The following is an 8,970-nucleotide window of genomic DNA, read 5'->3' as shown; positions in this document are numbered from 1 at the left end:
CAGCAAAGCGACGGCGGCAGCGGCGCGGGTGACGTTGGTACGGATCGAAGCGAAGGTAGCGAAGGTCATGAATGTGTCTTACCCTAATTAAACAATGTAACCCTTTGAGCGCAGGAAACTTCCTAAGTTCAACTTTTTTTGAGAAATTTTTTCTGTGGGCACTAATTTTTTCGAGGCAATGTATCTATAGAAATGGAATACTCAGCAGTTTCCTACCGAACACGGCAAGCACAGCGTTGCGGGTGTGAGCGAAGCCGGAGAGATGCGCGGCGCGGCGGGCATCAGATACACCAGCGATGCGCCAGCTCGGGAGGTGGGCCGCGACGGGCCGGAGGAAGATTGCTGATGAGCGCGGATGTCTCGGCTGCGCCTGCTGTCGCAGGCGCAAGGGAATGTGAAGTGGTTTTAAGCTGCCGGTTGCTGCGTGGCTTGCTGGCCGTCGGCGCCGGCTACCGCCGGCGTGCCCTGCATTGCAGGATCGGGTGAGGACGCAGCCTCCTGGTAACCGTTGAGATTGAACTCGTTCGATGCCGGGGCGTTGCGTTCGGCAGTCTGCGCGGCCGGCGCGGCATTGGCGACGATATTGTCCATCGACGCCGGCGCCGGTTCCGGGATGGCCGGCGCTGCGCTGTCGGCCGCCGGTGTGGCGGCGCCAGGCATGGCCGTATCCTGCGCGATGGGCTCCGGCGTTGCCGGGCCGGCGTCGATCGCGCCCGTGGTCCTGGCGCTCGATGCCTCCGTGGTGTCAGTGATCACGGTGGCAGCCAGCAACTGCTGATTGGCGAACTCATCGGTCGTACCGCCGCAGGCGGTGAGCAGGACGGCGACGCTGCAGCACAGCGCGGCTTTGACACGGAATGACGAAGCGAAGGTCACAGGTTTTTTCATCAGGAAGTTCCTTACCTCAATTAAACAATGTGCCCTTTTGAGTGACACTAACTTCCTTAGTTCAAGTCCCTCCAAGAAATTTTTCCACGTGATATCAAATCCCCACGAGACTCATCCTCTTAGAAATTAAACACTCCCATGATCTAGATCGAACCCGGCACGAAACCAAAAGTCGCGCTCAGCAGTCTTATCCCACGGCTACTTAACGCGAGGAGATTTCAATGGGCGAATACATGCAAATCCGGGGCATGCTGCAAGACGGAGAGGAATATGCCGGTCTGATCTTGGGCAAGGAAGAACCCGACTACCACCTGGTCCTGCTGCCAGGCGACTCCTCCGACGTCAGCTGGCCCACGGCCGTGGACTGGGCCAGCGGCCACGGGGGGGCGCTGCCGACGCGGCGCGAACTGGCGCTGCTGTTCGCGAACCTGCGCGAATCGTTCGAGCGCAACTGGTACTGGTCGAGCGAGCCGCACGCCACCCGCGCGCAGCTGGTCTGGGGCCAGAATTTCGCCAGCGGCATCCAGACCATCTATGGCCGGCCCTACCGCGGCCATGCGCGCGCGATACGCCGCATCAGCACAGCGGCCTGAGCCGGCAGCGCGGGCACACCGGGGTCAGGGCTTCGGCACGCTGGAGCGGCCGATGTCCTGCTCCATGTTTGCCAGGTACCAGGCGGTGGCGGTCATCAGCGCCACGTGACGGCGCAGGATGTCGGGATCGACCTTGTCCAGGGTGTCGGCCGGCGTGTGGTGATAGTCGAAATAGCTCGAGGTGTCGACGACCGGCGCGAAGCTCGGCACGCCCGCGCGTTCCAGACCGGCCAGGTCGCCGGTGGCCAGCACGTCCTGGCGCTGGAACACATTGGCGCCGATCGGCTGCAACGCCGCTTGCAGCGGCGCGAACAGCTTGACCGACTGCGGCATCACGCTGGCGCGCAGGCCGAAGGGGCGGCCGACGCCGTTGTCGCTCTCGATCGCGCCGAAGTGCTTGCCCGCGTTCGCCTGTTCGGCGGCGAGGTAGGTGCTCGCCCCGCGCTGGCCGTTCTCTTCGTTCATCCAGGCGACGAAGCGGATGGTGCGGCGCGGACGGTAGTCGAGCTTCTTGAGCACGTCGAACACGGCCATCGCGCTGGCGACGGCCGCGGCATCGTCGTGCGCGCCCGGCGACAGGTCCCAGGAATCGAGGTGGCCCGAGACGATCACGATCTCGTCCGGTTTCTCGGTGCCCGGCAAGTCGGCGATCACGTTGAAGCTGTCGGCGTCCGGCAGGTTCTGCGGGGTCAGCACCAGCTTCATGCTCAGCGGGCCGCGCTTGGCCAGGCGCGCCATCAGCATCGCGTCTTCCGCCGTCACGGCGGCGGCCGGGATGCGCGCGTTCTCGAGCAGGCCCGACGAACCCGTATGCGGCAGGCGATAGGCGGCGCCGCCAACCGACCGCACCAGCGCGCCGACAGCGCCGAGCTCGGCCGCCATGCGCGGGCCGTTGCGGCGATAGGCCGAACCCTGGCCATAGGCGTGGCCGGCCAGGCCGCGATCGGCCATGTGCTGGTCGAAGGCCACGTCGAACAGGACGATCTTGCCCTTCACTTCGGCGGCGCGGCTCTTGAGTTCATCGAAACTCTTGAGCACCAGCACCGGCGCCACCAGGCCCTCGGCCGGGGTCGCGCCGGAACCGCCCAGTGCGGCCAGCACGACACGCTGGGTCACGCCCTGCGGACGCCCCGTGTACTCGACCAGTTCGCCCGTCTCGATGCCGCGCACCCAGTGCGGCACCTTCACTGGCTGCAAGGTCACCTTGGCGCCGAGCTTGCGCATCGCTTCCGCCACCTGGGTCACCGCCGCCGCCGCGCCGGGCGAACCGGACAGGCGCGGACCGATCAGGTCGGTCATGTCTTCGGTGCGTTGCCAGGCGTAGTCGCTGCTCATCGCCGTGTCGCGGATCTTGGCGAGGGCGGCGGGATCGTTGCCGGGGCTGGCGGCCAGGGCCGGGCCGCCCAGCAGTGCGGCGGCGATGACGCCCATGGCGGGAAGATGGTGGAGACGGAAGCTGCGTTTCATGCGGGGAAACCCTTGCTAGTTCGAAAGGATTCAAACGATAGCGCATCCGGCAACTTTTCGCCCCTGTTTTTTGCCGTACGTACAAGCAAGCAATATGGGCGCCGCGCCGCGCTCAGGCCGGCACCAGGCGCACCAGCGTGATCTCGGATGGCGCGCCGAAGCGCTTCGGCGGCCCCCAGTAGCCGGTGCCGCGGCTGGTGTACACCCACATATCGCGCACGCGGTTGAGTCCGGCAACAAAAGGCTGCTGCAGCGGCACGAACAGGTTCCACGGAAAGAACTGGCCGCCGTGGGTATGGCCCGACAATTGGAGGTCGAAGCCGGCCGCGGCGGCCTCCGGCGCGCTGCGCGGCTGGTGCGCCAGCAACACCTTCACGCCGACCCCGGGCGGCGCGCCGTGGACGGCGCGCTGTGGATCGCTCTTGTGCTCGGGGTGGAAATGGTGGGCGGTATAGTCGGCCACGCCGGCGATCATCAGCGCCGCGCCGCCGCGCCGCCGCACCACGTGTTCGTTCATGAGCACCGTCAGGCCCAGGCGCCGCACCTCGGCGATCCACTCCAGCGCGCCGGAATAATATTCGTGGTTGCCGGTGACGAAGAACACGCCGTCGCTCGCCTGCAAGCGCGCCAGCGGTTCGGTATGCATGGCCAGGCGCTGCACGCTGCCATCGACCAGATCGCCGGTGACGGCGATGGCGTCGGCGCCGAGCTTGTTGACCTTGTTGACGATGGCGTTCAGGTAGGGCCGCTTGATCGTCGGGCCAACGTGGATGTCCGAGATCTGGGCGATGGCATAGCCGTGCAGTTCGGCCGGCAAGTCCCGGATCGGCACGTCGACCTTCACCACCCGCGCCACCCGCCGCGCATTGACGTAGCCGACCACGGTCACGGCCAGCGCCACCAGCGGCACGGCCAGCGCGCTGCCGTGGGTAATCGCCGGCGTCAGCGCGCCGAAGGGCAGCAGCGCCAGCAACACCAGGTCGCGCAGCAGGGTGGCGACCAGCAGCGACGAGAACAGGCCCATCGACAGCAGGCCGAGCCAGGCGACCAGGTTCGACCAGCGCCGCCGGCGCAGCGAGGACGACATCAGGCCGACCGGCACCAGCGCGCCGACCAGGCCCAGCAGGAGGATGGCGAAGGCATTGCCGGCCAGCGTCAGCCCGAGGTCGGGCAGCAGGCGCATGCCGATATAGACCAGCAACAATACCAGCAGGGAGAGGACGACGACGAAGCTTCGGCTCGGGCGCATGGCGGGATCGAATGAGGGTGGTCGTGCCTAGATGGGGCGCCAGACGCTGCTTGCAAGGCAGAATGTTACCGGCTGAGATGCAGTTGTAAAAAACTGTATTAACGAATGGCACAATCGTGCGCCGGGAATATAGTACGTCCATACCCGGTGTCGCAGTCATCATCCCGATCTCCGCCAGGGTACGAGGAAAAACCATGTTGAAATCGACAACCCTTGGTGCTGTGCTGCTGGCCGCTGTCGCGGTATCGCCGGCGGCAATGGCCGGTGATCGTGGTACGAACACGGCCGTTGGCGCGGTGCTCGGCGCCGTCGTCGGCCACACGGTCGGCGGCACCGGCGGCGCGGTCGCCGGCGGCGTGATCGGCGCGGCGGTGGGCAACTCCATCAACACCCGCGACGATCGCCGTCATTATGGCCACCACAATGGCTATAACAACGGCTACTACCAGTCGCAACCGGTGTACGTGCAGCCGCGCCCGGTCTACGTGCAACCACGCCCGGTGTACGTGGAATCGCGCCCGGTCTACGTCCAGCCGCGTCCGGTGTACGTGCAACCGCGCCCGGTCTACGTCGAACACCGCGGCCGCGGTTGGGACCGGCATGACCGCCACGATCGCCATGACCGCTGGGATCGCGACGACCGTCGCGGTCACCACCACGGCCACGGCCGCTGATCCACGCCGATCCAATGAGCCGCGCACCGCGCGGCTTTTTTTCGTCTCCCCTCCGCTAGTCCCACGCATCGGCGCCATGCGCCAGGTTCGGGGGACACCATGTACGAAGCAGGCACCGTCATTTCGCTGGCCGGCGGCCAGTACCGCTTGCGCGAGGCGCTGGCCGGCTCGGCCTATGGCGTCGTGTGGCGCGCCGACAGCCTGCACGCCAACGGCTCCGTGGCCCTCAAGCTGGTCAACCTGGAACAGATGGCGCGCGCGCCCTCGAGCCTGCGCGCGCGCTGGCTGGCCAGCGCCAGCACCGAGATCGCCTTCCTGCGCGGCCTGGCGCCGTGGGACGGCCGTCACATCGTGCGCCTGCTCGACAGCGGCGAACACGCCGGCATGCCGGCGATGGCGCTCGAGCTGCTCGACGGCGACCTGGCCGGCCACCTGGCCCGCGAGATGGCGCTCGGCCGCACGATCGCCCCCGCCCGCGCCCTGGCCTGGATCGGCCAGGTCAACCAGGCGCTGGCCAAGGTCCACGCCAGCGGCTGGCGCTACCTCGACCTCAAGCCCGGCAACCTGTTGCTCGACGCGGCTAGCGATTCGGTCAAGCTGGCCGATTTCGGCACCAACCGCCGCCTCGACGACCTGCGCGCCCACACCTACGCCGGCACCGCCAACTGGCAAGCCCCGGAACAGTTCTTCCCCGACGCCGACGGCTACGCCACCGAGGCGCGCACCGATTATTTCGCCCTCGGCGCCCTGCTCTACTACCTGGTCTGCGCTCGCCTGCTGCGCTACAGCAGCGCCTGCGGCCAGGCCTGGCAGGCGCACGGGCGCGATGCGGCGGCCAGCCTGCTGGCCGAACGCCAGGGACGACCGGCCGTGCTGCAACCGGACGAAGCGGCGCTGTTCGCCAGCCGCCTGGGCTCGGCCGCCGCGCCCGGCCTCGCGCTGCTGCGCGCGCTGGTGGCCGAGCGTCCCGCCGACCGTCCGCGCCACGCGCTGGACATCAGCCGCGCCCTGGCGGACGCCATCTCCGCCCTGCATTCCGAACCGCTGCGGAGCGCGGCATGAAGTCCGGCCCACAGCGCCCGTTCCTCGGCGCCAGCGTGGCCTGGACCCTGCTCGCGCTGCTGTGCGCCGTGCAGTTGCTGGCCCTGATCAAGGCACCGGCCGCCTGGACCCCATCCGCGATCGCGGTGAGCCTCGCGCCGGGCGAATCGGTCATGCTGGGCCGCCAGGAACTGGGCGCGCCGCGCGCCGCCGCGCGCCAGCTGGTGCTGCGGCGCGACCATGACGGCGCCTGGCTGCTGCGCAACGCCGAACCGCGGCAAGCGGTCGTGCTGCGCCGTGGCGAAGCGCGCGAGCGCAGCAGCGACCTGCCGCTCGCGGCCGGCCAGCGCATCCAGGCCGGCGCGCTGCGATTGGAGGTGGTCGCGGCGCAAGCCGGAGGCGTCACCCTGCACGACGGCGAACAGACCTGGGACTACGACGGCGCCAGCGTGCGGCGCGACGGCCAGCCGCAGCCCGCCTGTCCCGACACCGGCCTGTCGGCGCGCGCGGTGGCGGCCTGGAACCGCTGGCTGCCGCAAGGCGCGAGCCTGGCCCGCCCATTGAGCCTCGGCGGCCTGCTCTACTGCGGCAACCGCATCGCCGCCGCCGCGATCGAGCCGGGCGACGCCGTGCTGCTGCGCCAGGAAGACGGCCGCATCGCGCTGTCGGCGCGCGGCGCCCAGCCGGTGCTGGTCTCGAACGGCGCCGGCTGGATCGATGCCGCCCAGCGCGAGCTGCCGCTGGCGGACGTGGATGCCTTCGCCGTCGGCCGCACCCTGTTCACGCTCGAGCACGATGGCGCCACCCTGCGCCTGGCGCCGTCGCGCCAGGTCGCATTATCGGCCGCCCCCTCCAGCCAGTTGCCGGCCGCGGTGGCCTGGCGCTGGGAGCGGCGCGACCATCTCGCCCTGCCCGCGCCGCCGCCGCTGGCCTGGGCCGCCGCCGGCCTCGTCCTGCTGATGGGACTTGCGTGCATCGCGCCCTCGCTGCGCCGGCGCAGCATGCGTTCCGATCTCGCACGCCCGCTCGCAGCCAGCCTGCTGGCCGCCGGCGCCATGCTGCTCCTGGTCACCCAGCGCACCGTCGCCGCCCCCGGCGCCGCCATCTCCCTGCTGCTGGCCTGGGCCACGCTCTGGCTCACCCTGCTGTATCCACGCCGCGCCTCGCTGCTGGCCTCCAGCGCCGTGCTGCTGCTCGGCGCCGGCCTGCTGGTGCAGCTCGAGATGGGCCTGGGCGCCGCCGACACCGCCTGGCTGCGCCACTTCCAGAACACGACCGCGCTGCTGGGCCTCGGCCTGCCGGGCGCCCTGCTGCTGCTGTCCTGTTTCGCGCGCGGCGCCGTGTCGCGCCCGGTCACCGAGCGCGTGCTGCTGGCGTTCGCCGCGCTCGCGCTGGGCGGCCTGCTGCTGCAGGTGTGCTTCGGCAGCGAGACCGGCGTGTTCGACATCCAGCCCTTCGAATTCGCCAAGTTCGCCCTGGCCGCGCTGAGCGCGCACTGCCTGGCGCTGGCCGCGGGCGGGGCGCCCCACGGCCGGCGCGACTGGCGCTTCTGGCTGCGCATGGCGGCGCCGGTACTGCTGTTCATGTTCCTGCTGGCGGCGGCCCTGGTGCGGGTCGACGACTATTCTCCGCTGCTGCTGCTGCTGGTATGGAGCGGCGCCATGCTGCTGGCCTGGTGCGCCAGCCACGGACGGCGCGCCGCGCTGGCCTCGATCCTCGTGGCCGCCAGCCTGCTGGCGGCGGGCGGCGTGACGATGCGCGCCGGCGGCGAGCTGCTCGGCGCCTTCGGCTTCTATCCGGAGCGCTTCCAGGTCTGGAGCGAGCCGACCATCCACCCGCACACCGGCCAGCAGATGCTGCAAGGCAGTCGCGCGATCGTCCAGGGCGGCTGGCTGGGCGCCGACGGGCTGCTCGGCCTGGCGGCGCTGGGCGGCGCGGCCGGCGAGGCGCTGGCCATTCCCGCCATCCAGGACGACTTCGCCCCATCCTTCCTGCTGCATCGTCATGGTTTGGCGGCGGGCCTCGCCCTGTGGACCTTGCAGGCGCTGTTCCTGGCGGCGCTGCTGCGCGCCGCCGCCGGCGCCTGGCGTTGCTCGAACGAGGCCAAGGACTTCCGGCGCGCCTGGATCGGCCGCTTCCAGTGCTTCGCCCTGTGCGGCGGCGCGGCCTTCATCGCCGGCCACCTGCTGCTGTCGTGGGGCACCAACCTCGCCATGTTCCCGATCATGGGCCAGCCCATGAGCTTCCTGTCCGCGGGCGGCTCGCACCTGCTGTTTTTCATCTGCCCCCTGCTAGCGTTCGGCATGGCGAGCACCCAATTCAACGAGGAGAGTCAATCATGCCGGTCTATGTCCAACACGAAGTCCTAGGCAAGGTCCAGGATGTGTTCAATGCCGACGCCCTGTGGCAGGCGCCTGGCCTGGCGCTGTTCTCGCGCCGTCCGCTGCTGCGCGACCTGCTCGAGCGCTCCCCGCGCGAGCAGCGCGGCCGCGCGGCCACCCGCTGCTTCTCGCACGTGACCCTGGTGCTGCCGCAGGACGAGGTCGACGACGACCGCCACCTGACCCGCGGCGCGCGCGTGCGCGACCTGGCGCAATCGCTGGCCGCCCTGCACCAGAAGGATTTCGGCGACCTGCTCGGCGGCGACGAAGTGCGCTACCACGTGCTGGGCAGCGACGACCTCGATCCGGGCGAGGTGCAGGTCAAGTTCGGCCACGCCGTCTACCTGCCGGCCCCGGGAGAACAGGTCCAGTACACGGTGACCGCCTCGCGCGACAGCGCAATCTGGCAGCCGGTGTGCGCCATCTATCCGAACCAGCGCCTGACCCTGGTCGGCCTGGACGCCGCCAACGCCACCTTCGCGGCGCCCGGCTGGCCATTCGGTCTTGACGCAGGCCTGCTGCTGGTGAACGACGGCCCGGGCGCCCCGCTCGAACTGCAGGTGCGTCCGAAGGACAGTTTCGAATGCCGCTTCGACGCCGCCAACGGCTACTACGTCCTGCGCGGCAAGGGCGCCAGCGCCCAGCGCCTGCTGTTGAAGATCAGCCGCGCCGGCGCG

The 8,970-nt window shown here is 69.4% G+C and carries 7 protein-coding genes and 1 pseudogene; 5 read left to right on the top strand and 3 right to left on the bottom strand.

Translation table 11 applies throughout. The annotated features are described in order from the left end of the window. Positions 1-405: 405 nt before the first annotated feature. Entirely contained in the window at positions 406-888 is a 483-nt protein-coding gene (locus HMPREF9710_RS22050) for a hypothetical protein (RefSeq protein WP_005670070.1), read from the bottom strand. Positions 889-1,109: 221 nt separating this feature from the next. Between HMPREF9710_RS22050 and HMPREF9710_RS22045 the strand changes: the two genes are divergently transcribed. Then, on the top strand, positions 1,110-1,481 hold the full coding sequence (locus tag HMPREF9710_RS22045; RefSeq protein WP_005670069.1) for an Lcl C-terminal domain-containing protein: 372 nt from the start codon (positions 1,110-1,112) through the stop codon (positions 1,479-1,481). Between the two features lie 24 nt (positions 1,482-1,505). Here the strand turns inward: HMPREF9710_RS22045 and HMPREF9710_RS22040 are convergent, their stop codons facing one another. Both HMPREF9710_RS22040 and HMPREF9710_RS22035 read right to left on the bottom strand, forming a co-directional pair. Next, positions 1,506-2,948: a M20/M25/M40 family metallo-hydrolase gene (locus tag HMPREF9710_RS22040; protein ID WP_005670068.1), complete on the bottom strand. Its 1,443-nt coding sequence runs from the start codon at positions 2,946-2,948 to the stop codon at positions 1,506-1,508. A 112-nt stretch (positions 2,949-3,060) separates the two neighbouring features. Then, on the bottom strand, positions 3,061-4,197 hold the full coding sequence (locus HMPREF9710_RS22035) for a metallophosphoesterase (protein WP_005670067.1): 1,137 nt from the start codon (positions 4,195-4,197) through the stop codon (positions 3,061-3,063). A 194-nt stretch (positions 4,198-4,391) separates the two neighbouring features. On the opposite strand from HMPREF9710_RS22035, the gene HMPREF9710_RS22030 reads away from it, so the two are divergent. The 4 genes and pseudogenes from HMPREF9710_RS22030 to HMPREF9710_RS28315 form a co-directional block, all read left to right on the top strand. Continuing rightward, positions 4,392-4,871 (top strand): glycine zipper 2TM domain-containing protein, encoded by a 480-nt coding sequence (locus HMPREF9710_RS22030; protein WP_005670065.1) that lies wholly within the window; start codon positions 4,392-4,394, stop codon positions 4,869-4,871. A gap of 99 nt (positions 4,872-4,970) precedes the next feature. After that, a complete protein-coding gene (locus HMPREF9710_RS22025; protein ID WP_005670064.1) occupies positions 4,971-5,933 on the top strand; it encodes a protein kinase domain-containing protein in 963 nt (320 codons plus the stop codon). Further along, positions 5,930-8,281, top strand: coding sequence for an FtsW/RodA/SpoVE family cell cycle protein (locus HMPREF9710_RS22020; RefSeq protein WP_005670063.1), 2,352 nt, complete (start codon positions 5,930-5,932; stop codon positions 8,279-8,281). Before HMPREF9710_RS22025 ends, HMPREF9710_RS22020 begins: the two co-directional genes overlap by 4 nt. Further along, a pseudogene (locus tag HMPREF9710_RS28315) lies at positions 8,251-8,970 on the top strand (hypothetical protein); the annotation flags it as partial. The gene HMPREF9710_RS22020 and the pseudogene HMPREF9710_RS28315, both read left to right, overlap by 31 nt.

Origin of the sequence: Massilia timonae CCUG 45783 (assembly GCF_000315425.1) — a bacterium.
Lineage (GTDB): Bacteria > Pseudomonadota > Gammaproteobacteria > Burkholderiales > Burkholderiaceae_D > Telluria > Telluria timonae.
Note: the sequence above shows the minus strand (reverse complement) of the source record. Positions and strands in the feature narration are given on the sequence as shown.